Source organism: Parasphingorhabdus sp. (assembly GCF_041748495.1).
In the GTDB taxonomy this organism is placed as follows: domain Bacteria; phylum Pseudomonadota; class Alphaproteobacteria; order Sphingomonadales; family Sphingomonadaceae; genus Parasphingorhabdus.
Genome location: NZ_JBGTDD010000008.1, coordinates 1 through 24,092, shown reverse-complemented (window position 1 = coordinate 24,092; position 24,092 = coordinate 1). Strand labels below are relative to the sequence as shown.

28 protein-coding genes and 2 pseudogenes are annotated in these 24,092 nt (G+C 60.7%); 21 read left to right on the top strand and 9 right to left on the bottom strand.

What is annotated here, in order from left to right:
* Window positions 1-86, bottom strand: a pseudogene (locus ACEW8J_RS00585) (ATP-binding protein); the annotation flags it as partial.
* A gap of 209 nt (window positions 87-295) precedes the next feature.
* On the opposite strand from ACEW8J_RS00585, the gene ACEW8J_RS00580 reads away from it, so the two are divergent.
* The 10 genes from ACEW8J_RS00580 (at window position 296) to ACEW8J_RS00535 (ending at window position 8,229) form a co-directional block, all read left to right on the top strand.
* Window positions 296-997: a hypothetical protein gene (locus ACEW8J_RS00580; protein WP_373489686.1), complete on the top strand. Its 702-nt coding sequence runs from the start codon at window positions 296-298 to the stop codon at window positions 995-997.
* Between the two features lie 133 nt (window positions 998-1,130).
* Complete coding sequence (locus ACEW8J_RS00575; RefSeq protein WP_373489685.1) at window positions 1,131-1,466, top strand: hypothetical protein; 336 nt, start codon at window positions 1,131-1,133, stop codon at window positions 1,464-1,466.
* A 120-nt stretch (window positions 1,467-1,586) separates the two neighbouring features.
* A complete protein-coding gene (gene rpmH, locus ACEW8J_RS00570; protein WP_074203543.1) occupies window positions 1,587-1,721 on the top strand; it encodes a 50S ribosomal protein L34 in 135 nt (44 codons plus the stop codon).
* 7 nt (window positions 1,722-1,728) lie between these two features.
* On the top strand, window positions 1,729-2,178 hold the full coding sequence (rnpA, locus tag ACEW8J_RS00565; protein WP_373489684.1) for a ribonuclease P protein component: 450 nt from the start codon (window positions 1,729-1,731) through the stop codon (window positions 2,176-2,178).
* A gap of 2 nt (window positions 2,179-2,180) precedes the next feature.
* Window positions 2,181-2,393, top strand: a complete 213-nt coding sequence (gene yidD, locus ACEW8J_RS00560; RefSeq protein WP_373489683.1) for a membrane protein insertion efficiency factor YidD — start codon at window positions 2,181-2,183, stop codon at window positions 2,391-2,393.
* A 54-nt stretch (window positions 2,394-2,447) separates the two neighbouring features.
* Window positions 2,448-4,322 carry a membrane protein insertase YidC gene (gene yidC / locus ACEW8J_RS00555; protein WP_373489682.1) on the top strand — a complete coding sequence of 625 codons (1,875 nt, stop codon included), beginning with the start codon at window positions 2,448-2,450 and terminating at the stop codon, window positions 4,320-4,322.
* Between the two features lie 58 nt (window positions 4,323-4,380).
* The gene (gene yihA / locus ACEW8J_RS00550; protein ID WP_373489681.1) at window positions 4,381-5,004 is read left to right on the top strand and encodes a ribosome biogenesis GTP-binding protein YihA/YsxC; all 624 of its coding nucleotides are present in this window, start codon (window positions 4,381-4,383) and stop codon (window positions 5,002-5,004) included.
* Window positions 5,005-5,075: 71 nt separating this feature from the next.
* Window positions 5,076-5,747, top strand: coding sequence for a glutathione S-transferase family protein (locus ACEW8J_RS00545; RefSeq protein WP_373489680.1), 672 nt, complete (start codon window positions 5,076-5,078; stop codon window positions 5,745-5,747).
* A gap of 10 nt (window positions 5,748-5,757) precedes the next feature.
* Complete coding sequence (gene dapE, locus ACEW8J_RS00540) at window positions 5,758-6,900, top strand: succinyl-diaminopimelate desuccinylase (RefSeq protein WP_373489679.1); 1,143 nt, start codon at window positions 5,758-5,760, stop codon at window positions 6,898-6,900.
* 57 nt (window positions 6,901-6,957) lie between these two features.
* Window positions 6,958-8,229, top strand: a complete 1,272-nt coding sequence (locus tag ACEW8J_RS00535; protein ID WP_373489678.1) for an amidohydrolase family protein — start codon at window positions 6,958-6,960, stop codon at window positions 8,227-8,229.
* Between the two features lie 3 nt (window positions 8,230-8,232).
* Here the strand turns inward: ACEW8J_RS00535 and ACEW8J_RS00530 are convergent, their stop codons facing one another.
* From ACEW8J_RS00530 to ACEW8J_RS00520, 3 genes are read right to left on the bottom strand one after another with little or no spacing between them, the layout of a single operon-like run.
* Window positions 8,233-8,793: a Smr/MutS family protein gene (locus ACEW8J_RS00530; RefSeq protein WP_373489677.1), complete on the bottom strand. Its 561-nt coding sequence runs from the start codon at window positions 8,791-8,793 to the stop codon at window positions 8,233-8,235.
* 2 nt (window positions 8,794-8,795) lie between these two features.
* Complete coding sequence (locus ACEW8J_RS00525) at window positions 8,796-10,109, bottom strand: murein transglycosylase A (RefSeq protein ID WP_373489676.1); 1,314 nt, start codon at window positions 10,107-10,109, stop codon at window positions 8,796-8,798.
* A 25-nt stretch (window positions 10,110-10,134) separates the two neighbouring features.
* Window positions 10,135-10,800 (bottom strand): Tim44/TimA family putative adaptor protein, encoded by a 666-nt coding sequence (locus ACEW8J_RS00520; protein WP_373489675.1) that lies wholly within the window; start codon window positions 10,798-10,800, stop codon window positions 10,135-10,137.
* 277 nt (window positions 10,801-11,077) lie between these two features.
* Here ACEW8J_RS00520 and secB point away from each other — a divergent pair, with 277 nt between their 5' ends.
* From secB to ACEW8J_RS00480, 8 genes are all read left to right on the top strand, one after another.
* Window positions 11,078-11,620: a protein-export chaperone SecB gene (gene secB, locus ACEW8J_RS00515; protein ID WP_373489674.1), complete on the top strand. Its 543-nt coding sequence runs from the start codon at window positions 11,078-11,080 to the stop codon at window positions 11,618-11,620.
* Between the two features lie 23 nt (window positions 11,621-11,643).
* Window positions 11,644-13,233, top strand: coding sequence for a murein biosynthesis integral membrane protein MurJ (gene murJ, locus ACEW8J_RS00510; RefSeq protein WP_373489673.1), 1,590 nt, complete (start codon window positions 11,644-11,646; stop codon window positions 13,231-13,233).
* A 4-nt stretch (window positions 13,234-13,237) separates the two neighbouring features.
* Window positions 13,238-14,233, top strand: coding sequence for a tryptophan--tRNA ligase (trpS, locus tag ACEW8J_RS00505; protein ID WP_373489672.1), 996 nt, complete (start codon window positions 13,238-13,240; stop codon window positions 14,231-14,233).
* Window positions 14,234-14,310: 77 nt separating this feature from the next.
* On the top strand, window positions 14,311-15,594 hold the full coding sequence (gene murA / locus ACEW8J_RS00500; protein WP_373489671.1) for a UDP-N-acetylglucosamine 1-carboxyvinyltransferase: 1,284 nt from the start codon (window positions 14,311-14,313) through the stop codon (window positions 15,592-15,594).
* Between the two features lie 85 nt (window positions 15,595-15,679).
* Window positions 15,680-16,090: a nuclear transport factor 2 family protein gene (locus tag ACEW8J_RS00495; RefSeq protein ID WP_373489670.1), complete on the top strand. Its 411-nt coding sequence runs from the start codon at window positions 15,680-15,682 to the stop codon at window positions 16,088-16,090.
* Between the two features lie 13 nt (window positions 16,091-16,103).
* Window positions 16,104-16,445, top strand: a complete 342-nt coding sequence (locus ACEW8J_RS00490; RefSeq protein WP_373489669.1) for a putative quinol monooxygenase — start codon at window positions 16,104-16,106, stop codon at window positions 16,443-16,445.
* An 18-nt stretch (window positions 16,446-16,463) separates the two neighbouring features.
* Complete coding sequence (locus tag ACEW8J_RS00485; protein ID WP_373489668.1) at window positions 16,464-17,711, top strand: cytochrome P450; 1,248 nt, start codon at window positions 16,464-16,466, stop codon at window positions 17,709-17,711.
* A gap of 20 nt (window positions 17,712-17,731) precedes the next feature.
* Window positions 17,732-18,502 (top strand): SDR family oxidoreductase, encoded by a 771-nt coding sequence (locus tag ACEW8J_RS00480; RefSeq protein WP_373489667.1) that lies wholly within the window; start codon window positions 17,732-17,734, stop codon window positions 18,500-18,502.
* Window positions 18,503-18,584: 82 nt separating this feature from the next.
* Here the strand turns inward: ACEW8J_RS00480 and ACEW8J_RS00475 are convergent, their stop codons facing one another.
* From ACEW8J_RS00475 to ACEW8J_RS00465, 3 genes are all read right to left on the bottom strand, one after another.
* Complete coding sequence (locus tag ACEW8J_RS00475; protein ID WP_373489666.1) at window positions 18,585-19,367, bottom strand: hypothetical protein; 783 nt, start codon at window positions 19,365-19,367, stop codon at window positions 18,585-18,587.
* A gap of 112 nt (window positions 19,368-19,479) precedes the next feature.
* A complete protein-coding gene (locus ACEW8J_RS00470; RefSeq protein WP_373489665.1) occupies window positions 19,480-19,917 on the bottom strand; it encodes a DUF1330 domain-containing protein in 438 nt (145 codons plus the stop codon).
* A gap of 32 nt (window positions 19,918-19,949) precedes the next feature.
* Entirely contained in the window at window positions 19,950-20,507 is a 558-nt protein-coding gene (locus ACEW8J_RS00465; protein ID WP_373489664.1) for a GNAT family N-acetyltransferase, read from the bottom strand.
* 91 nt (window positions 20,508-20,598) lie between these two features.
* On the opposite strand from ACEW8J_RS00465, the gene ACEW8J_RS00460 reads away from it, so the two are divergent.
* The gene (locus tag ACEW8J_RS00460; RefSeq protein WP_373489663.1) at window positions 20,599-20,820 is read left to right on the top strand and encodes a hypothetical protein; all 222 of its coding nucleotides are present in this window, start codon (window positions 20,599-20,601) and stop codon (window positions 20,818-20,820) included.
* An 86-nt stretch (window positions 20,821-20,906) separates the two neighbouring features.
* Window positions 20,907-21,827 (top strand): EamA family transporter RarD, encoded by a 921-nt coding sequence (gene rarD / locus ACEW8J_RS00455; RefSeq protein WP_373489662.1) that lies wholly within the window; start codon window positions 20,907-20,909, stop codon window positions 21,825-21,827.
* A gap of 9 nt (window positions 21,828-21,836) precedes the next feature.
* On the opposite strand, the gene pyrC is transcribed toward rarD, so the two are convergent.
* Window positions 21,837-22,886, bottom strand: a complete 1,050-nt coding sequence (gene pyrC, locus ACEW8J_RS00450; RefSeq protein WP_373489661.1) for a dihydroorotase — start codon at window positions 22,884-22,886, stop codon at window positions 21,837-21,839.
* Window positions 22,887-22,987: 101 nt separating this feature from the next.
* Here pyrC and ACEW8J_RS00445 point away from each other — a divergent pair, with 101 nt between their 5' ends.
* Entirely contained in the window at window positions 22,988-23,731 is a 744-nt protein-coding gene (locus ACEW8J_RS00445; protein ID WP_373489660.1) for a folate-binding protein YgfZ, read from the top strand.
* A 59-nt stretch (window positions 23,732-23,790) separates the two neighbouring features.
* Here ACEW8J_RS00445 and ACEW8J_RS00440 read toward each other — a convergent pair.
* Window positions 23,791-24,092, bottom strand: a pseudogene (locus ACEW8J_RS00440) (hypothetical protein); the annotation flags it as partial.

The window sequence follows — 24,092 nt, the reverse complement described above, 5'->3', positions numbered from 1 at the left end:
GGCAATCCGGGCGCGACCTGACATTGCACTTCGACACCGCGCGCCTCGAGTCCGAGATAGGCCACCGTCTGAACCAGCGCCACCATCATAGCCGCCCCAATTTCATAGGAGAAACAGTGGCGGTGACCAGAGGTCCTGTCGAGCATCAACCGCCGCTTGGCCGTAACCGTCAAAAGCCCCGGAATTCGGCGCGACAATCAGGTTAATATCGGCACAACCAAGCCCGCTCACCATTTGGCAAGCGGATCGCCTGCATGATCGTCAAATGCGGGCCATCCATCCATCCGAATTCCCTGTGAATGACAGCGTCCTGAAGGGCGCGCGTGGCGGGCTATTGGTCAGTGCGGTGATGCTTCTCGCCTTGCTGCTGCTGCCGGCCCAGCCAGCTACCAGCGCCAGCCGCTATATCGTCAGCGAGACGATCGAGACGCTGGAATATGATCTTGTCGAGCCACAGCCCTCCACGCCACCGGCGCGCGGCCTTACCGATCAATTCGGTCCGTTCCGCGTGATCGCGGCGGACACCGTCGAAATGACCGGCACCGTGGACAGCCATACGCCAGCAATTTTCCGGCAAATGCTCGTTCGATATCCGGGAATCAGACGGATCGAAATGCTCGACTGCGATGGTTCGGTCGACGAGGAAGCCAATCTCAGGCTGGCGCGCATGATCCGCCGCGCCGGTATCAGCACCCATGTGCCCTCGCAGGGTTCGGTGCGTTCGGGAGCAGTCGAGCTGTTCCTGGCCGGGGTCAGCCGGACCGCTCATCCGGACGCGGAGTTCATCGTCCACAGCTGGATCGACGAGGATGGGCGGGAAGCCAATGACTATCCGGCCAGCGATCCGGTCCATGCCGAATATCTCGACTATTATACCGAAATGGGCATGCCCAAACCCACCGCCATGGCCTTTTACGCCTTGACCAACAGCGTGCCATTCTCGGAGCAGCTGCGGCTGTCGCACGGCGACATGGCCCGCCTGCAACTCGTCCACTAAACCCGGTTTCGTTGCGCTTCGTCTCCTTTGCCGTTCACGCCTTATCCATTTGAGGAACGATAATCGGTGCCATGCGCTATTATTGCGATGGCGCGGCTTGCGGCGCTTGCGGCGAAACACCAAATGGAACGTGATGAACGAGAAACAGAACAGGAAACGCTGGAAATATACGTCGGGATCGAGATTCATGCTCTCGCTGCTCGGCTTTTTCCTGATTCTGATTTCGCCGATCATCGGCGCGATTCCCGGCCCGGGCTTCATCATCGTCTTCCCCATCGGTCTGGCGCTGGTGCTGCAAAACTCGCGCTGGGCGAAGAAACGCTATGTCGATTTCAAACGGCGATTCCCCCATTATGGCAAATGGACCGACTGGGCGATGCGCAGACGGCATCACAAGACCCTTCCCGATGATTTTGAACTGCCTATTTTTGGCAAGGTGAAGACCGGTAGCAGGGACAAGAAAGTTTAGGCTCAGGCGCTAGCGCAAACGCTTGACTTTCCGCACCTGTCTGCCTAATCGCTGCCTCAACGTATCGGCCGCAGCTTATGGCGGCCTTTTTTATCGAAATTTTGACGTAGGATAATCGCGATGAAGCGTACATTTCAACCGAGCCGCCTGGTCCGCAAACGGCGCCATGGTTTCCGTGCCCGCAAGGCAACCGTCGGTGGCCGCAAAGTGCTGGCTGCCCGCCGTGCCCGTGGCCGCAAGAAGCTTTCCGCCTGAAACCAACGTGACCGCCCGTGCTGCGCCTGTCGAAGCACGGCTATCGCCGGATCATCGGAACGCGAACCCGTCTTCGTCCGATTCGGCGCCCGCCGATTCCATCCCACCCCTTGCCGTGATTCGCAAACGTGCGGATTTTCTTGCTGCCAATCGCGGCAAGCGATTCGTTACCTCCAGTTTCGTTCTGCTGGCGCACCGGCGCCGCGCTGATCACGCCATTCCCGCCGACACCATCCGCCATGGCATCACCGTCACCAAGAAAATTGGCAATGCCGTCGCGCGCAACCGTATGAAGCGGCGCTTCCGGGCGCTGCTCGCTCAGGTCCTGCCCGGCGATGGTATCGCCGGCGTCGATCATATCATGATTGGCCGCAAGGCCGATCACGAAGCCGATTTTGCCACGATGAAGGCTGATCTGGAAAAGGGCCTGCGACATCTGGCCAAGAAACTGGGCTAGCCATGCTGAGGACCGTCTTCATCTTCTGCGTGCGATGCTGGCAATGGGGCCCGTCGCGCATTTTGCCCCCGACCTGCCGCTATCAGCCGACCTGCAGCGCCTATACGATCGAAGCGATTGAGAAACATGGTGCAATTAGGGGTAGCTGGCTGGGAGCGAAACGGCTATTGCGCTGCCATCCTTGGGGGCGCTCGGGTTATGATCCCGTGCCTTGATCCCCGAATATACCGATCCTAATTGCAACAATTGGCCGAAAGCGGGACGAAATAGTGGACGACAAGCGTAATATCATCATGGCGGTGCTGCTCACCGGGATCATCCTGTTCGGCTGGCCGCTGATGATGGAACAATTTTTCCCGGACATGGCCAACAAGAATGAAGTGGTGGAGCAGGCCAATGCTCCGGCAACCGATCAGGCGGCCGGTGACAGCATGACCCCGGCGATCGCGCCGACCACAGGGGGCACGGACATTTCTGCCGCGGCACCGACGGACAGAATCAGACCGCTGGCTGCTGTTCTGCGCGAGTCTCCCCGCGTCCTGATTGATACGCCGCGCCTCAAGGGTTCGATCAACCTCAAGGGCGGACGCGTCGATGACCTGACGCTGACCGATCATATGGTCGACATGAGCAAGGACAGCGAGCCGGTCCGGCTGTTTGCGCCTTCCGGAACCGAAAATGCCTATTTCAGCCGTGTCGGCTGGACGGGCGACGGGGTTGCCGTGCCGGACGACAATACGGTCTGGTCCACGGATCGCAGCACCTTGACCCCTGCAACGCCGGTCACGCTCAGCTGGTCCAACGAAACCGGGCAGACCTATGTCATCAAGCTGTCGATCGATTCGGATTATCTGATCACCAGCGAACAGAATATCATCAACCGCAGCGAGAACCCGATCGCGATCAAGCCTTATGCGCTGATCAACCGCAAGCGGGATCTGGACAATGTGCCGCCCGAAGAAGCGAGCACCTGGACGATCCATTCCGGTCCGGTCGGGGTCTATGAAGGCGCGGCCAATTATGATGTCGATTATGAAAATCTGGCCGGTGAAGAGGCGGGATTCTTTGCCAGCATGTTTGGCACCAGCGCGGTTCCGGGCACCAATTCCTATGGCACCGAAGTCAGCTGGCTGGGCTTTACCGACAAATATTGGCTGGGAGCCCTGATCCCGGAAAATATCAACGAGGTCGATGCCAAGTTCCGCTCCGGCGGCGGCGATATCTTCCAGGCCGAGATCGCCAAGAAGAGCGCCCAGATCATCGGCCCCGGGCAGCAGCTGAAAACCACCACCCGCCTGTTTGCCGGCGCCAAGGAAAATGCGCTGCTGGAAAAATATGAAGCCGAATATGGGATCCGGAATCTCGATCGCGCGATCGACTGGGGCTGGTTCTACTGGTTTGAAAAGCCGCTATTCTATCTGCTCAACTGGCTGTTCAAACTGGTCGGCAATTTCGGCGTCGCGATCATCCTGATGACCTTCATCGTGCGCGGGATCATGTTCCCGATTGCGCAGAAGCAATTCGCGTCCATGGCCCAGATGCGGGCGGTGCAGCCGAAAATGAAGGCGATCCAGGAAAAGCACAAGGACGACAAGCAGCAACAGCAGCAGGAAATCATGAAGCTGTACAAGGACGAGAAGGTCAATCCGCTGGCCGGCTGCCTGCCGATCTTCCTGCAGATTCCGATCTTCTTCGCGCTGTACAAGGTGCTGATGCTCTCGATCGAGATGCGTCACCAGCCCTTTGTCCTGTGGATCAAGGATCTCAGCGCGCCGGATCCGCTGACCCCGGTCAACCTGTTCGGCCTGCTGCCGTTCGATCCGCCAGCCTTTCTGGCGGTCGGTATCCTGCCGATCCTGATGGGTTACACCATGCACCTGCAGTTCAAGCTGAACCCGGCCCCGATGGATGCGATGCAGAAGCAGATTTTCAGCATCATGCCGTGGATCCTGGTGTTCATCATGGCACCGTTTGCCGCTGGCCTGCAGCTGTACTGGACCGTGTCCAACATCCTCACCATCGCGCAGCAGAAGTGGCTCTATTCCCGCCACCCGCAGATGAAGGAAATGATGGCCAAGGAAGCTGAAGAGAAAGCGCGAAAAGCCGAAGCCGACAAGGCCGCTGCGGACAAGGCTGGGGCATGATCCTGACCACTCCTCTGGTGGCTGGATTGTCGTGCGGCCTGGCCGGGACGACGAGTCCGTGACGGCTTCGCTCCATCCCAAGCTGTTCTCCGGCCCGATCAGTTTCCTGAAAAGCGCGCCGCAGCTGCAGTTTCTGCCGGACCCGGCCGTACCGGAGATCGCCTTTGCCGGCCGGTCCAATGTCGGCAAGTCGTCGCTGATCAACGCGCTCACCAACCGCAATGGCCTGGCGCGCACCTCGAACACACCAGGGCGGACCCAGGAGCTGAACTTCTTTGATGTCGGCGACCCGCTGATCTTCCGGATCTGCGACATGCCGGGCTATGGCTATGCCAAGGCACCGCCAAAAGTGGTCCAGAAATGGCGTTTTCTGATCAACGACTACCTGCGCGGACGAGCGGTGCTGAAACGGACCTTCGTGCTGATCGATTCGCGCCACGGCATCAAGCCGGTGGACGAGGAAGTGATGGAGATGCTCGACAAGGCGGCGGTGAGCTACCGGGTGGTGCTGACCAAGGCGGACAAGGTCAAGCAGGAAGAACTGGATGTCACGGCGGAAAAGGTAGCGGCGATCGCCAAGAAGCATCCGGCCGCGCATCCGGAACTGTTGCTGACCTCTTCGGAAAAGAAACAGGGTATCGAGGAATTGCGGCTCGCCGTGCTCGAGGCCGTGGAGAGCTGACCGCCCGCGACTATCCTGCCTGACGAGGCTTTGCTCGACAGGCAGGATCATATTTGATTATGGGGCATGATATGAAATTGATAATCGGAAACAAGGCCTATTCCAGCTGGTCGATGCGCGGCTGGCTCGCCTGCAAGCAGTCGGGTCTGTCCTTCGAGGAACTGACCGTGCCCTTATACGGCGACGACTGGGACCATGTCCGGGCGGGCGAGAATTTTGCGCCATCGGGCGGCAAGGTGCCGATCCTGTGGGACGGCGAGACCGTGGTCTGGGACAGTCTGGCGATCATCGACTGGCTGGCCGACAAGACCCATCGCGACCGCTTCTGGCCAAAGGACGAGACCGCCCGCGGCATGGCCCGGTCGATGGCAGCGGAAATGCATTCCGGCTTCATGGCGCTGCGCCGCCAGTGCCCGATGAACACGCGAAAGATTTACGAGGGCCTCGCTTTCAGCGATGAGGTCAAGACCGACGCCGCACGGGTGATTGAGCTGTGGGCGCAGGCGCGGGCGCGATTCGGCGGCGGTGGGCCATTTCTGTTCGGCACTTATGGCGCGGCCGATATCATGTATGCGCCGGTGGTGTCGCGCTTTCAGACTTATGGCTTTCGCCTGCCCGGCTTTGCCACCAGCTATATGCAGACGATACTCGACCATGAGTGGACCGCGCAATGGATGGAGGCCGCCGAGGAGGAGCCCTGGGTGATCGAACGGCTCGAACAGCCGGAAGCGGCAGAAGCCTGATCGCCGCCAGATGATCGCACCAACCGCTCTCGACCTGGCACAAAGGCTGATCGCCCAGCCCAGCATCACTCCGGCGAGTGGGGAGGTTTTTGACGAGATGGAAGCCATGCTCGCGCCCCTGGGATTTTCGGTGTCTCGGTTTATCGCTGGCGCTGCGCCCGAAGACCTCGAACATGGCGGTCCGGTGGAAAATCTCTTTGCGATCCGCAGGGGTCCGGCCGATTCGCGCCATTTTGCCTATGCTGGCCATCTCGATGTCGTGCCGCCCGGCCAGGGCTGGCAGACCGATCCGTTCCAGCCGGAAGTGCGCGGCGAACTGCTCCACGGGCGCGGCGCCGTCGACATGAAGGGCAGCATCGCCGCCTTTGTCAGCGCGCTGCACCAGCTGCCCGATGATCTCGGCACGATCAGCCTGATCATCACCGGCGACGAAGAAGGACCAGCGCGTTTCGGCACGGTCGCGCTGATGGACTATATGACCGAACGGGACATTGTCCCCGACCTCTGTCTGGTGGGCGAACCGACATCGGTGCACCGGCTGGGCGACATGATGAAGATCGGACGGCGCGGTTCGGTCAATATGTGGATTACCGTGCACGGCATGCAGGGCCATGTCGCCTATCCGCACAATGCCGATAATCCGATTACCAAGCTGGGCAAGATTCTCACCGAAATCGATGCGATCCGGCTCGACGAAGGGACCGACTGGTTCCAGCCGAGCAATATCGAGTTTACCGACCTCCACGTCGGCAATCCGGCGCATAATGTGATTCCGGCCAAGGCCGAGGGCCGGCTTTCGATCCGCTTCAACGACCGGCACACGGGCGAAAGCCTGAGCGCGATGGTGCAGGAAATTGTCGAACGGCATGGCGGCGAACTGAAGCCGATCATTTCCGGCGAACCGTTTCTGACCCCGCCGGGAGAGTTGTCGGAGATCGTCGCTGGCGCAGTCCGCGAAATCACCGGCGTGGAGCCGGAACTATCGACATCGGGCGGGACCTCCGACGCCCGCTTTCTGGCGAAGATCATGCCGGTGGTGGAATTCGGCCTGTGCAACGCGACCATGCACAAGCTCGACGAAGCGGTGGCGGTTGATGATCTTGAAAATCTTGCCCGAATCTATGCGCTGATTGTGGAACGCGCTCTGCTCTGATTTGCTGGCAAGGCAAGCGGACCGGATCGAACCAAGGCCGATTGAAGGAGAGACTTCGTGAAATTGAAAATACTGGCCGTTGCTTCGCTATTGCTGATGTCCTCCCCCTCTGCTGCCGAGACCATTGTCATCAAAGCCGCAGCGATGGTCGATGTTGAAAAGGGCGTCCTGGTTGCAAATCCGGTGATCATTGTCACCGATGGCACGATCCGTTCGATTGACACGGGCACTGCACCTTTGCCCGAGGATTCGCAGATCATCGATCTGGGCGACAGGATTGTGATGCCCGGATTGATTGACATGCATGTCCACTTGATGGGCAAAGCGACAGATCAGGGCTATCGGCGCCTGGTAATTTCCCACGAACGGGCCGCGATCACCGGCGTCATGAATGCCAGGACCACGCTCATGGCCGGGTTCACGACGGTGCGCAATGTGGGCGCGCCGAGTTTTTCCGATGTCGCCCTGCGGGATGCGATTGCCGATGGCGATGTGCCAGGCCCACGGATGTTTGTGGCTGGCCCTTCCATCGGCATTACCGGCGGTCATTGCAGCGATAACAATCTGCTGCCCGAAGAATTTGCCATAGTCGGAGAAGGTGTGGCGGACGGCCCGTGGGCGGCGCGCACCAAGGTGCGCCGCAACATCAAATATGGCGTCGACCTGATCAAGACCTGCTCCACCGGCGGCGTATTGTCGAAAGGCACGCAGGTTGGCGCCCCCCAATATACGTTGGAAGAATTGACCGCGCTGACCGAGGAAGCGCACAGTCATGGGCGCAGGGTCGCCTCGCATGCGCATGGGGCGGAGGGGATTCTCAACGCGCTGAAAGCCGGTGTCGATACGATCGAACATGCCAGCTTCATTTCCGACGAGGGCATTGCCATGGCCAAGCGTCAGGGGACCTATTTGTCGATGGATATCTACAATACCGAATATATTCTGGGCGAAGGGGAAAAGGCCGGCTTCCTGGAAGAGAGCCTTGCCAAGGAGAGAATGACCGGCGCGACCCAGCGCGAGAGCTTTCGCCGGGCGCACCAGGCGGGCGTGAAGATGGTGATGGGCACCGACGCCGGAGTCTATCCGCATGGGGACAATGCCAGGCAGCTTTCGCGAATGGTCCGCTTTGGCATGACCCCGGCCGAGGCGCTGCGCGCGGCCACCTCCAACGCAGCCGATGCCCTCGGTCACAAGGGGAAATTCGGAGCGCTGATGGCGGGCGCATCGGCAGATATTATTGCCGTAGAGGGCAACCCGCTGGACGATGTGACGCTGCTGGAAAATGTATCTTTCGTGATGAAGGAAGGCGTGGTTTACAAGTCGGAGTGACGCTCAGCGCCGCCGCCGCATGATGATATAAAGCGCGCCGGCACCGCATTGGCGGGGATGGGCGCGGCGCACCGCGGCGATATGCGCGGCATGGCGGGAGGCAGCAAGCCAGTCCGTGATCGCTGCCCGGATCGCCCCGCGGCCGCCTTCGCGGCGGCGCTCGTCGTCATTGCGCGCCTTGCCGGTAATCAGCAATATCGCGCGATGGCCTGCGGCAATGCTCAGCTCCAGGGCGCTGTCGAGCCGGCCGTGCGCCGAGGTCAATGTATAACCGTGCAGGTCGACGGTGACATCGGGTTGCACCATGCCCTTGGCAAGGCGGCGATCCCAGCCACCATCGAGCCCGTGGCGCGTGGGCACCGGCTTCTGGTCGCGCAGCGGAACGGCGGCGTGTGTTTTGCCACCGAAGCTTTCCGCGGTAATCGGTCCGGAAAGATCGCGCGGCCGTCTGGCGACGGGAAGCGCTTCAATCCGCTTCAGGCGTCCCTGGTCGAGCGGTTCGACGGTCTCGATGAATCTCTGCCAGAGCGCCTTTTCACCGGCGGTAAGGGGCCGGTCCGCCATGGCTATTGGCCCGGGTTCTGGCGGGCGGCGACGAGCCTCGAAACGGTCCCCTTGGGGAGAAAGATCAACGCCTGGCCGTTGGACGACATGCCGCCAGCGATCACCGCTGCTTCTTCGCCCGCGCCCCAGAATGTATCGAAGCGGTTGGCGCCCTTGATCGCACCGCCGGTATCCTGCGCGACCCAGAGGCCGTCGGCAATGTCATGGGCCATGTCGAGCAGGACCGGTGCGCCCAGCGGCACGAACATCCGGTCTACGGCGACCGACGTACGCCCGACCACCGGGTGGCCCATCGCCCCCAGCGGCCCCGCGCCGGTCAGTTCGGTGAAAAAGACATAGCTTTTGTTCTCGCGCATGATCCGCATGCCTTGCTGCGGATTGGCCCGCAGCCATTCGACGATGCCCTGCATATTGGTCTTGCCGTCGGCGAGCAGCCCGCGTTCGCGCATCACCTTGCCGATGCCGGTATAGTCATGGCCATTCTGGCCGGCATAGCCGATGCGCATGACCGAACCGTCGGGCAAAGCCAGACGGCCGCTGCCCTGAATCTGCAGGAAGAACAGGTCGATATAATCCTGAGCCCAGGCGATCTCCAGTCCCTGTCCGGCCAGCGCGCCGTCATCGATCTGCGCCCGGTCTTCAAACGGCACCAATCTGGTTCCGTCCACCTTGCCGCGGATGCGCTTGTCTTTCAGCGCCTCGGAAAACTGGCCGAGATCGACGTCGAGCAGATTGTCGGGCCGTCGATAGACGGGTACCCGATATTGTGCATTGCCCACCCGGGAACCCCGAATCTGGGGTTCGAAATAGCCGGTTGCGAAGGCCTTGCCATCGCCGATCTGCACCGACTCGAAATGGGTAGCGAAAAAGCGCGCGGCATCCTGATCCTGCCAGCGCTGCGCGGCATCACAGGACAATTGCCAGTCCGCACCTCTTGTCAGCCCGCTATTGTCCTCGCGCCGGGCCAGCGACGAACAGCTGGTGCGAAAGGAGGACAAGGCCGATGCGGCTTTCGCCGGTGGCAGATTGAGGCTGGCTATATCGGGGCCAAGCGCGATACCGGCGCCGGTGGCGCGGGTCGGGTCATCGCCAATGGTCACCAGCTGGGCGGAATTGACCGGCCGGAACAGGGGTACGCCGCTGCGATAGGATGGCGGCGACAGAGCGGGCGTGCCGGGGCTGTCGCCCACAACCCATTCTCCGTCCTGCGGTGGGGCCTGCGGTGCGGAGCGACTTTGCGCGGCTCCTTCGGGGATGATCGTCATGGAACAGGCGCTGACCATCGCCAATGCCCCGAAAAGCGCCCCGATTTTCATGATAGAGTCCCTTGACGACCGGGGGTCAGGCCTCATCGGTTTCGTCGAGCAACCAATTGGGGTCGGCACTGGACAGGTCGCGGCTGAAGGTCCAGACATCGTGGGTTTCGGCAGCATCGGACAGCGAACCGCCGATCAGATTGCCCTTCTTGTCCTTGACCACGGCAGCGATATCGGCATCAAATTGTACCGTGATCCGCGCCACCGGCCGGCGATATTCCGCAGCCGAGATGCGCGCATTGTCGATTCGCACCAGTTGATTTTCGAGTATTTCGCCGCGTTTTTTCCGCGCGTCGATGACCTCCACAAAGCTGGCGTAAACATCTTCATCGCACAAGGTTTTCAATTCTTCCTTGTCGCCCTTCCAGAAGGCTTCCAGGATCATCGCATAGGCCGCCTGCGCGCCCTCGACGAACCGGCCGACATCGAAGTTGCGATCTGCGCTCAGGATTTCCCGCATCCCGGCTTCGGCGCTGCTGTCATAGACCATGGCGGGCGTTCCGGCCGGCGCGGGAACGATATCGGGGACATGCGGCTTGGCATCGTCCAGCGACTTGCGGTCATTGCCACGTGTTTCGATGTTCCGCGGCATATGTTCCTGCTCATGGCCGCTGCGCTTGCCCAGAACCGAATAGAGCCGCAGGCCGAGAAAGGCAGCTACCATAGCCAATAATACGATTTCGATGGTCACTTCAGAATCCAATCTTTTCTTTCGCCCTCTACATAGGCGGAAACAGGGGCGGTTTCAAATGGCATTAGAAAAAAAGCCGCTTCGCCGCAATTGGCCAGCCACTTCTAGCGGCCGATTTGTGAACCTTCGCTGACAGACGCACCGGCAGGGCGGGCGCTGGTCTAGCGGTTTACTCTTTCATTGCCCTTGGTTCCGTCCCCTGCTAGGCGCGCTGCCGATGGTGCTGCAATATGCGCCAAAGGACATGTTTGACTGATTTTCCGAAAGGACAGGGCCGATGGCTGATGAGAATGAAAAGAACGAAACCGACGCAGCCCCTACCGGGAATGTGACGACTCCGGACCCGCTCGCCAATGGCGCGGATACCCAGCCGCAGATCGGCGTGATTTCGCAATATGTGAAGGACCTGTCGGTCGAGAACCCCAATGCCCCGGACGTCTATCAGTGGAATGCCCAGCCGCAGATTGATGTGCAGTTCAATATCGGCTCATCCCAGATTTCCGACGAAGTCCACGAAGTCGAACTGAAAATCGACGTCACCGCCAAATCGGACGAAGGCGTCGCGTTCGCGATCGAGCTGCTCTATTGCGGTCTTTTCGGCCTGCGCAATGTCCCCGACGAACAGGCGCATCCGTTCCTGTTTGCCGAAGCGCCCCGGCTGCTTTTCCCCTTTGCCCGGGCGATCATTTCCGACGCCGTGCGCGATGCCGGTTTCCAGGCGCTGCTGCTGGAGCCGATTGATTTCAACGCGCTTTATCTGCAGCAGCGCGAGCAGATGGCAGCCCAGCAATCGGGTGAGCAACCGGCTGGTAACGCCTAGGCAAGCTGGATAGAGTGGCAGGCATGAACCTGCTGAAATCCACCGGAATCATTGCCGGGCTGACTCTGGTCAGCCGCATTTTCGGTTTTGTCCGCGATATCATGCTGGCCCGGATCCTCGGCGCCGGAGCGGTGGCTGACGCCTGGCAGCTGGCCTTTCAGCTTCCCAATATCTTTCGCCGCCTGTTTGCCGAAGGCGCGTTTTCGGCGGCCTTCGTGCCCTTGTTCAATCGCAAGATGGAGGCGGGTGACGACCGGACGGCCGCGCAGAATTTCGCGATCGACGTGCTGTCGGTATTCGTGCCGCTGCTGCTGGTGTTCTCGGCGATCATGATGCTCGCCATGCCCGGCATCATCTGGCTGATCGACGATTTTGGCAGGGGCGGCCGAACCGATGACTTTTCGATTTCGCTCGCCCGGATCACCTTTCCCTATCTCGGGCTGATCAGCGTCACGACGCTGTTTGCGGCGATATTGAACTCGCTGAGCAAATTTGCCGCAGCGGCGGCGGCACCGATCATGCTGAATATCTGCATGATCACCGCGCTGCTCGCTGCCTATCTGCTCCATGACGGCAATGACCCGCGACAGACCGCCTATTTTCTGGCGATGGCGGTGGCCACGGCGGGACTGGTGCAGATGCTCTGGCTTTATTACTGGGCGCGCAAGACCGGATTTCGTTTCCCGATCCGGAGGCCGCGGTTTACCGCCGATGTGAAGGAATTGGGCATATTGATCCTGCCCGCGGTTTTCGGTGCCGGCATCTATCAGATCAGCCGCTTCATCGACCTGTTCTTTCTCGGCCGCCTGCCGGAAGGGTCGTTCGTCTATCTGGCGATGGCGGACCGGCTGAACCAGCTGCCGCTCGGGATCATCGGCATTGCCCTTGGCACCGCGATCCTGCCGGCGCTGTCGCGCTTCATCGCCAAGGATGATCTCGGCGGCGCCCAGCGCCTGCAAAGCAATGCCATCGAGCTCGGCCTGCTGCTGACCATTCCGGCGGCCATTGCGCTGTTTTTCGCAGCCGGGCCGCTGGTCACGTCTTTCTATGTCGGCGGCAAGTTTACCGCGGCCGATGGCCAGACCACATCCGCTGTCGTCGCCGCGCTGGTCGTCGGCCTGCCCGCCTATGTGTTGGTGAAAGTCCTGATCCCCGGCTTCTTCGCGCGCAAGGATACCAAGACGCCGGTCTATACCGCCGCCATTTCGCTGGTCATCAATATCGTCCTCAACCTGCTGCTGATCCCGCTTTATGGCATCCAGGGGCTCGCCATTGCCGGGGCGATCGCCGCCTGGTGCAATTGCGTGATGCTGTACACCATGCTGCACCGGCGTGGCCATTTTCATGTGGAATGGTCGCTGCTGTTGCGGATCGGGCGGATCACGCTGTCGGCCGCTGGCATGGCCGTGGTTCTGGTCTATGCCGCCCCGATTGGCGAAGGCCTGTATGACGGCACGATCGGACAGAGGATCGGATCGATCACCGCTCTGGTCAGCGTCGGCGGACTGGTTTATGCGGCGCTTGCATGGCTGACCGGCGCGATCGATCGCGACAAGATCACCATGCTGACCAAGAAGAAGGCAGCGGAAGACGCTGCAAGCGAAGGAAGTTGAAGTGATGCGGACGGTATCGGGCATCCAGCCCACGGGTAATCTCCATCTCGGTAATTATCTCGGCGCGATCAAGAACTGGGTGAAGATGCAGGACGAAGGCGAATGCCTGTTTTTCCTTGCCGATCTGCACGCCATCACGGTGCACAATGACCCCGCCGAACTTGCCGCCAATTGCCGCGAAATGGTGGCCGCACTGGTCGCCGCCGGGGTTGATCCGGCCAAGTCGATCCTGTTCAACCAGGCCCGCGTGCCCGCCCATGCCGAGCTGGCCTGGCTGCTGATCTGCAACACGCCGATGGGCTGGCTCGACCGGATGACCCAGTTCAAGGAAAAGTCCGGCAAGCACAAGCAAAGGGCCTCGCTTGGCCTCTATGGCTATCCGGTGCTGCAGGCCGCCGATGTTCTCGCCTATCAGGCGACCCATGTGCCGGTTGGCGAGGACCAGAAACAGCATCTCGAACTGGCCCGTGACATTGCCGCCAAGTTCAACAGCGATACCGGTACCGAAACCTTTGTCCTGCCCGAGCCGTTTATCGGCAAAAGTGCTGCCCGGATCATGAGTCTGCGCGATGGCAATGCGAAAATGAGCAAGTCCGATCCGTCCGATCTCAGCCGGATCAACATGAGCGATGACGACGAGACGATCGCCCGCAAACTGAAAAAGGCCAAGACCGATCCGGAACCGCTGCCCGACAATATGGCGGAGCTCGGTGATCGCCCGGAAGCGCGAAATCTGATCGGCATTTACGCCGCGCTGGCGGACCAATCGCAAGAGGCTGTGCTCGCCGAATATGCCGGCAAGGGCTTTGGCGATTTCAAACCGGCGCTGGCCGACCTGGCGGTCAGCACATTGTCGCCGATCCGCCAGCGGTTCGAGGAACTGCGCAAGGACACGGCCGCGATCGACACGATATTGAGCGAGGGTTCGCATAAGGCGTCTGCCCTCGCCCGGCCAACGGTGGAGGCGGCCTACACGGCGCTCGGGCTGCTGCGCGACTAGCGTTTGGCGACGGGCTTTGCGGTTGCATCCGGTGCAAGAGGCTTGCCTGTATCGCCAGATTCGCTAAATGCTGGTCCATGGATATTATCTCAATACGCGGCGGCAATCGCCTGTCCGGCACCATTCCCATTTCCGGCGCCAAGAACAGCGCTCTCACCCTGCTGCCCTGCGCGCTGCTGACCGACGAACCGGTCACCCTGCGCAATCTGCCGCGGCTGGCCGATGTCGACAGTTTCGGTCATCTGCTCAACCAGCTCGGTGTTTCGACGACGATCGAAGGCGCCAGACCGGAAGATTTCGGCCGGGTGATGACGCTCAAGGCCGGCCGGATCACCTCGACCGAAGCGCCTTATGACATCGTCAGGAAAATGCGGGCATCGATCCTGGTGCTGGGGCCGCTGCTGGCGCGCGCCGGTGAATGCCGGGTGTCGCTGCCCGGTGGCTGCGCGATCGGCAACCGGCCGATCGACCTGCATCTGAAAGCGATCGAAGCGCTGGGTGCGAGCATTGAAACAACCAGCGGCTATGTGATCGCCCGCGTGCCCGATGGCGGCCTGCCCGGCGGTGATTTCACCTTCCCGGTGGTCTCGGTCGGCGCCACCGAAAATGCGCTGATGGCGGCGGTTCTGGCCAATGGCACCAGCATCCTCAGGAACGCCGCGCGCGAACCGGAAATTGTCGACCTGTGCGATATGCTGGTCGCGATGGGCGGCGAGATCGAGGGCATTGGCTCCTCCACCCTGACCATCTCCGGTGTCGACCGGCTGCACGGCTGCACCTATCGGGTGATGTCGGACCGGATCGAAGCCGGCAGCTACGCCTGTGCCGTCGGTCTGGCGGGCGGCGAGGTCGATCTGCTGGCTGCCAAGGCAGACGAAATGGAAGCGACGCTGGACGCGCTGCGGCTGGCCGGTCTTTCGGTCGAACCGCATGCCAAAGGCATCCGGGTCGCCTCGGATGGCAAGCTGCGGCCGCTGACCCTGTCGACGGCTCCCTATCCGGGTCTGGCCACCGATATGCAGGCGCAGCTGATGGCGATGCTCTGTCTCGCCGATGGGGCCAGCGTGCTCACCGAAACCATCTTCGAGAATCGCTACATGCATGTGCCGGAGCTCAACCGCATGGGTGCGGATATTGAAACCAAGGGCCGCACGGCAGTGGTCCGGGGCGTGGCCAAATTGACCGGCGCACCGGTCATGGCGACCGATTTGCGCGCCTCGATGAGCCTGGCGATCGCCGGTCTGGCGGCAGAGGGCGAAACCCGGCTGCAACGGATCTACCATCTCGACCGCGGCTACGAGCGGCTGGAAGAGAAGCTGGCGGCCGTGGGCGCGGATATCGAGCGGATCAGCGGCGATTGACCGCGACGCGCTAGCACTTATGGCAGCTTGTTTTTCTGCCATTTTTCTCCTGTAGTCCTCTCCAATAAAAGGAGAGGATGAGTCCATGTTTTCAGGACCTATAGAAGACCGTCTGGCGATCCGTGAATTGCACGATGCCTATTGCGATGCCGTGCTGCGCAAGGATCCCGACGACTGGGGTGCGCTGTGGACCGAAGATGCGGTCTGGTCGCTGATGGGCACCGAAGTGGTGGGGCGCGAAAATATCGTCAATCTCTGGAACGGCGCCATGGGCCAGTTTGATGCCGTGAGTTTTCTCGGCATACCCGCCAGTCTGGAAGTAACCGGCGACACCGCTTCCGGCCGCTATCAGACCCACGAGATTCTGGTCGAGAAAGGTGAGCCGCGGGTTGCCGGCGGTCGCTATGACGATGAATTTGTCAAGATCGATGGCCAGTGGTTATACAGCAAACGCATATTTGTCGTCGTCGCCCAGTTCGGCGGCAACAAGCTTTAGGAGAATCGGGAACATGGCGAAAATTTTGATTGCAGCCCATATCGACGTCGACCCGGCGCGACGGGAAGAATGCCTGAAGAAAGCGCAGCCCTATATCGACGGCGCGCTGAGCCAGGAAGGCTGCCTCTGCTACAGCTGGGCCGCCGACATGCATAATCCGTCGCGCATCGAAGTGTTCGAAGAGTGGACCGACGAAGAGGCGCTCGCGCAGCATTTTCAGGATGTCCATTATGCCAGCATGCTCGCCCATATCGGCGGCTTTGGTCTGATCAATGCCGTCAGCGCCAAATATCGGGTAGATGCCGAAGGACCGGTTTATAATGAAGACAGCAAACCCACCCCTTCTTTTGACTAGTTTGAACAGGAACTTGCCATGAACGAAGCAGTATCCAAGTCGCTTTTCCAACCGGATGTTCTGGTTGATCCGTTTGAATTTTATGAAGAAAAGCGGTCGAAAAGCCCGGTCTTTTTTGATGAAGCCAGCGGCACCTATGTCGTTCTTGATTATGACCTGATCTCGGAAGCGGTCGGTCGGCTGGATGATTTCTCGAACAATTTCAACGCTCTGCTTTCCGGCGGAAAATCCGCAGAAGAGCTTGAAAATGACGCGGAGCTGCAGGAGATTCAGGCAAAAGGCTGGCCGCAGGTCAACACCCTGCTGACCGCCGACCAGCCGGTCCACACGCGATTCCGCAAATTGGTCAATCTCGCCTTCTCGATGCCGAAGGTGAACAAGCTGGAAGACAGCATGCGGGAAATGTCGAACGAGCTGATCGACAATTTCATCGACAAGGGCGAATGTGAGTTCGTCGAAGAATATGCTATTCCGATGCCGGTCAGGACCATTGCCGTCCAACTGGGCCTCGACATCGCCGACGCCCACACGATCAAGCGCTGGACCAACGCCTTTGTCGACCGGCTGTCCGGCATGATGACGCGCGAACGGCAACTGGAAACCGAGCGCGAGGTGGTGGAATATCAGCACGCGCTGAAAGCCAATATGGACGAGCGCCGCAAGGAAGCGAAGCAGGACATTTTGTCCGACCTGGTGAATGCGCAGGTCGATGGCGAAAGGCCGCTCGATGATGCGGAATCGCTGTCGATCGTGCAGCAGCTGATGGTCGCCGGCAACGAGACCACGACCGCGGCGCTGGCCGAGGGCATGCGGCTGTTCGCCACCAACCCGGATCAGTACCAGAAAATCCAGGACGATCCTTCGCTGATCCCCAATGCGGTCGAGGAAGTGCTGCGCATGTCGAGCGGTTCCTCCGGCATCTGGCGGGTGATGCACCGCGACGCCGAACTGGGCGGCGTGATGCTGCCCAAGGGGGCGATGGTGATGATGCGCTACCATGCTGCCAATCGCGATCCCAAGCAGTTTGAAAATCCGAACGACTTCCGGGTCGATCGCAAGAATGCCCGCACCCATCTGGCATTCGGCAAGGGCATTCACATGTGCGTCGGCAACATGCTGTCGCGCAAGGAAATGACCGTGTCCTTCCAGCAGTTCGCCAAACGGATGGACAATATCCGGATCAAGGAAGGCGCGGAACTGCGCTATCCGCCCAATATGATGCTGCGGGGACTGGCCAATCTGCCGATCCTGTTCGACAAGAAATAGACCGGGAACAGGAACAGAACATGGGCATGATGGACGGCAAGGTCGCGCTGATTTCAGGCGGCGCAGAAGGTATTGGCGGCACCGCCGGACAGCGCGTGATCGAGGAAGGCGGCTCGGTGATGCTGGCCGATATCCAGATCGACAAGGCACGGGAACATGCCGCAGCACTGGGCGACCGCGCGGATGCGGTCGAGCTGGACGTGCGCAGTCTCGACCAGTGGCAGGCCGCGGTCGATGCCACGAAGAAACGCTTTGGCAAGATCACCACCTTGTTCAATGTTGCCGGCATTTCGGAACCGGGATCGGTCGACGAGGTCGATCTGGACAGCTGGAACCGCACCATCGACATCAATCTGCAGGGCACGTTCTTCGGCTGCCGTGTCGGACTGCCGGCGATCATCGAAAGCGGCGAAGATGGCGCGATCGTCAATATCGGTTCGATGCTGGCGATGCGTCCCGGCGCCCAGTTCGCTGCTTATTGCGCCAGCAAGGCGGCGGTGACGGCGCTGAGCAAATCGCTCGCCCTGCACTGCGCCGCGCAAAAATATCCGGTGCGGGTGAACACCGTCCATCCGGGCGCGATCGATACGCCGATGTACCAGCGCTATCTGGCTGCTTATCCCGGCCCGCATGACGAGGCGGTGGAATTGTTCAACCGCAACCATCCGATCAACCGGGTGGGTCAGGCAGTCGAGGTTGCCAATGCGATGCTCTGGCTGGCCAGCGACCTCAGCAGTTTCACCACCGCCAATGATGTCACCGTCGACGGCGGCGGCAGTTACCGCGAATAAATTCAAAAAAAAGGTGGCCGGAGCGGGCCACCTTGAATGCCGGACAGAATGAAATGCGAAGTCCGGCGTTATCTGTTCAAAACTAGCGCCCGTTGCTGGCGACAATATCAACCACTGTGCCGCCACTCGAACGCTTGTTCAGCGTGATCACAAAGGCACCATCATCGCTGTCTCTGGTGCCGCCCAGCACATGCTCGCTGCCACGCAGCAGATATTCCGCGCTATAGCCGCCGCGCCGGGCCTGGGTATAATAATAATCGACGACGCTCTTCATCGGCGTCGCGGTGACGAAACTGACCACGCGAATATCGCAGAGCCCGCCTTCGACACCGGCCGCTTCCTGCACATTGCCTTTCGGATAGACGGGGAATTCCGGCGGCATCCGGTTGGCCCAGCCCATGTCGTAGCTCAGCTTCTGGTCGCACGTGCCCTTGCCGCGCTGGGCCGATTGCTGCTTGGCTTTCGCGCCCAGCGTGATGCCTTCGCTGCCGGCGCAGTTGGTGCATTCATCATCCGATGTCATCTGCCGCGGTTTCGGCGCGCTCTGGATCTTGCCGCCGAGAGCAGCCATGGCGGCGGCCTTGCCATCCTCTCCGGAACCGTCATAGCTGGCGCCGGGGGGCACCGATCCGTCCGCCGCGCCATTGGCACCGCGAATCGCATTGCGGTTGGCCTGATCGGTCAGTTCGGGGTCGACCAGGATCGCATCTTCCAGCGCATCATTCATCGCCGGATCAGAGGTCAGATTGTCGTCCAGCTGGGCCAGCTCTTCTTCGCTGGCTTCATTGCTTCCGCAAGCGGCGAGCGTCAGAGGCAGCGCGAGAGCCGCAGCAGACAGCAACAGGTTACGGGTAAATTTGGACATGCGATTTGCTCCTGAATTACCGCGAACACATGCACCAAAAAGCGTTAATATTTCGTTAGGGAAACTGGTTAATCCGGTGACTTGTTGTTAACCCTATGTCTCATTCCGGGATTCATCCGAAGCCGTCCGGTCCCCCGATCTCGCCGAAGCGGATCAGACGGGACGTCAGCACCGCGGCCTGACGATTGACCACGGCTTTCTGATATTCGGGGTCGGTGACCATTTCCATGAACGCGCCGCTATTCGGGTAGCGGGCGATGAACGATGAATCCCATTGCTTGTCATCGGGGCCGATCACCATGCATTCCATCTGCCCGCGCCAGATGATCGTTCCGCCGACCCGAGCGAATATCGGCCCGCTGGTCTTGCCATATTCCTGATAGGCCCGGGCACCGCTCCAGCCCTTGCCGGCGTTGGGATGATCGGCAGGATATTGCGCCGCTTGATGAAAGCGGAGCAGATTGAGCATGTTGATCGGCACATCCCGCGGCAGCGCCTTGAACGCGTCAAAGCTTTCGCGGGTCGGGTCCAGATATCGGTCTTCTGCCATGCGCATGCTCTCCGTTTGTTTGGCTGATCCAGTCAGACCTGTTGAAATTGTTGTCTGTTCTGCAACCACTGGTCGCGCGATTGGCCCCAGTCGTCAACCCTTGCGTCCTGATAGGGTTCGGGTAGGCGGGTCGGTCCGCGATTGGTCGAACCGAGGCGCTGCGCCAATCGGATCGAGGCGCTATTCTTGGGATCGATCGTATGGCAGATATCGGTCCAGCCCAGCGTGTCGACAGCATAGTTCATGCTCGCCACTGCCGCTTCCAGCGCGTAGCCCTTGCCGGCATATGCGGGCGCCACACCCCAGCCCACTTCAGTGCCGGGCCAACTGTCGGGATACCAGGGTCCGATCCGGCCAATCCACTGGCCGCTGTCCTTGAGTAGGAGCGAGAACATCGCGAAGCCGCGCACATGCCACGCCCCGACCATGGAACACAGGTCGCGCCAGGATTCGGCGCGGCTTTTCGCCCCGCCAATATAGGTCATGGTTCGGGCGTCGGCCTGAAAGGCGGCCCAGGCCTCAAAGTCGTCGCCATGCGGCGGCCGCAGGATCAGCCGCTCCGTTTCAATTCTGATATCCTCGATAGCCATGGCATCCTCCTCCCACAGGCCGCCAGATTAGTCCGCCAATATTGATTTGCAAATAGTTGTAATCCTAGTGCATTATCCCTATAATACAGCCATGGCCAATATCATCTCGATTCTCATCGGCGTCATCGCCCTCTTCTTCACCTTCATCGGGCTGGTACCGCTGCTCGGCTGGACCAACTGGCTGATCCTGCCCTTCGCCGGAATCGGGGCGCTGTTCGGCCTGATCTCGTCGCGCAACAGCGGCCTCTATTTCTGCCTGATCGTCATGGCGATCAGCGGCCTCCGGCTCTCGCTCGGTGGCGGCATCATCTGATCCTGCCACAAAGCCTGCTGGCGGATTGTCTGGCCAGTAGGATTTCTTGATTGCCGGGTGGCGGCGCGCAGCTTAAGCGCTGACCGATGTTTGCTACCCTGTCCACCAGCCGAATCGGCCTCATTCAAGCGCTGATTGCCTGTATCTTCTGGGGCCTGATGCCGGTCTATTTCAAGCTGCTGCAGAGCGTCGACGCGCTGGAAATTGTCGCCCACCGGATCATCTGGTCGGTGCCCCTGCTGCTGATCATCCTCTATTTCCGGAAAAATCTCGCCAGTCTCGGCGTGGCGCTGATGGACCGCAAATTGCGCTGGGCGATGCTCGCCAGTTCCTGCCTGATCGCCGCCAACTGGCTGATCTATGTATGGGCCGTGCACGAGGATCATATCCTGGCGGCCAGCCTGGGCTATTTCATCTCTCCCTTGCTCAGCGTCCTGATGGGCAGGATCTTTCTCGGGGAGCCGCTATCCGGCAAAAAATGGATGGCCATTGCAATCGCGGCGGGGGGGGTTTCGGTGCTGGCGGTACAGGCGCTGGACACGCTCTGGATCAGCCTGGTGCTGGCGATGTCCTGGAGCAGCTATGCGCTGGTCCGCAAGGTTGCGGATATCGGACCGGTCACCGGTCTGACGGCGGAAACCGGCATATTATTCTTGCCCTTCACCCTGTTTCTGATCTGGCTGACCTTCGGCATGGCGCCGACGGGTTCGACCCAGCATCTCGGTGATGACCGGTTGATCGACCTGTTGCTGGTCGGCGGGGCCGTGGTCACTGCCATCCCGCTGGTCCTGTTCGCGTCGGCGGTCAAGAAAATGAGCCTGAGCGCGATCGGTCTGCTGAACTATCTGGCGCCGACCATCCAGTTTCTGGTCGGGGTGTTCATCTATGGCGAAGCGATGACGCTGTCGCACCTGATCTGCTTCATCCTGATCTGGATCAGTCTCGCGCTCTATTCGACCGATTCCTATCTCGCCGGCAAGGCGGCGCGGCAACCGCAGATCCTTTGAGCCCGGGATTCAGGACGGCAGGATTTTCCACGCCAGGCCAGAACCGGCATGGAAGGGAACCAGCCGGGAGCCGGCGGCCTCGATATCGTCCGGCACCGGGTTTTCGGCGCGGTGCAGAGTGACCATCGCATCGTTGAGCGGCAAGCCGTAGAAATTGGGGCCATGGACGGAGGCGAATCCTTCCAGCCGGTCGAGCGCAGCTTCCTCGTCGAACACCGCCGCATAGCTTTCCAGCGCATAAGGCGCGTTGAAAATGCCGGCGCAGCCGCAGGCCGATTCCTTGGCGTGGATTTCATGCGGCGCGCTGTCGGTGCCGAGAAAAAATTTTGCCGAGCCGGAGGTGGCGGCCCGGCGCAGCGCCAGCCGGTGCCGCTCACGCTTGGCCACCGGCAGGCAATAGGCATGCGGGCGGATGCCGCCGGCGAACATCGCGTTGCGGTTGATGTGCAGATGATGCGGGGTGATGGTGGCCGCGATATTCGGGCCGGCACCGTCGACAAACTGGACCGCCTGCTCGGTGGTGATATGTTCGAACACGACTTTCAGGCCCGGAAGGTCGCGGATCAGCTTGGCCAGGATACGTTCGATAAACACCGCTTCCCGGTCGAAAATATCGATGTCGCCATCGGTTACCTCGCCGTGCACCAATAAGGGCATGCCGATAACCTGCATCCGTTCCAGCACCGGCATGATATGCGCCACATCGGTCACGCCATGGGCGCTGTTGGTCGTGGCATGGGCGGGATAGAGTTTCGCGGCGGTAAAAATGCCGGCAGCATGGCCGGACGCCAGATCATCCGCATCGGCATCATCGGTCAGATAGCAGGTCATCAGCGGCGTGAAATCGCAACCGGCCGGTAGCGCCGCCATGATCCGGTCGCGATAGGCGGCGGCGCCGGCCGCACTGGTCACCGGCGGCGACAGGTTGGGCATGATGATCGCCCGGGAAAACTGGCCTGCGGTGAAAGGGGCAACCGCTGCCAGCATCGCGCCATCGCGCAGATGGACGTGCCAGTCGTCGGGGCGCCGGATGGTGATGCGGTCTCTTGTATCGGTCATGTCTTGTTCCGTTGATCCTCCGTCTGCCTAAAAATGCCTCATTTCGACAGGCCGGGTGCTGACGACTTGGTTTTCCGTCCGCAAAGCCCTACCTAAATGCCATGACCGAAACCAGACTTAATGATCGCGCCGTCATCCGGCTGTCCGCAACCGAGGGATCCGAAGACATCAGGCAGTTTCTGCAGGGCCTGGTGACGCAGGACACGGCCGCCGTCCTGCCGGGTACGCCGCAATGGTCGGCATTGCTGAGCGCGCAGGGCAAGGTCCTGTTCGATTTCTTTCTCTGGGCGGATGGCGATGACATCTTGATCGACTGTGAACAGGAGCAGGCCGACGCCCTGGTCAAACGGCTGAAACTCTATCGGTTGCGGCGCAAGATCGACATTGCGCGGGATGAAGCGGTCGCGGTGCACTGGTCTCTGGCCGCCGCTGACCAGCCGGTCGACCCGCGATTGCCGGCCATGGGGCAACGCTGGCTGGGCGCTCCGGGCGAGGGTCCGGGCGCGGATGAAGACTATCGAAAACATCGCCTGTCGTTCGGCGTGACCGAAGGCTCCGCCGAACTGGGCAGCGACAAGACATTATGGCTGGAGTGCAATGCCGCCGAGCTCCACGGCGTCAGCTTTCTGAAAGGCTGCTATGTCGGACAGGAAAATACGGCGCGGATGAATTACCGGCAAAAGGTCAATCGGCGGCTGGTGGTGGTGCCGATCGCGCAGGCCGATGAAAAGCGCCAGCGGATCGCCTATCCCGGTGACGGCCTGTCCGTCGAACATCGGCGCGTGGAGGATATCAGGGGACTCGACCTGCCCGACTGGCTGGCCCAGACGATCAGCGACCAGTAAGGGGACCGCCAGCTCGCGCTGGCAAGCTCCTCCTGTCCGTCACGATATCCCGATAGAGGCTAGGCCGCGTCGTTTGCTTCGGTCGCGCGCGGTTTGACCACCCGTTTTTTGCGCGGTTTCTTTTCGACTTCAACCTCGGGCGAGCGCGAAATTGCTGGCGGCAAGGCGCTGGCATCCAGGCCGTTGCTCTCGCCGTTCTTTTCCGCAGTTTCGTTGCGCGGAGCATTATTTTCGACCTTGCGCGGACGGCGGCTGCGCACCGGCTTTTTCTCTTCCGGTCCGTCATTCGCTTCCATATCGTCGCGATCATTGCGGTCGTCGCGTTGCTGACGATTTTGCTGTGCTTCCTGCGGGCGGCCGC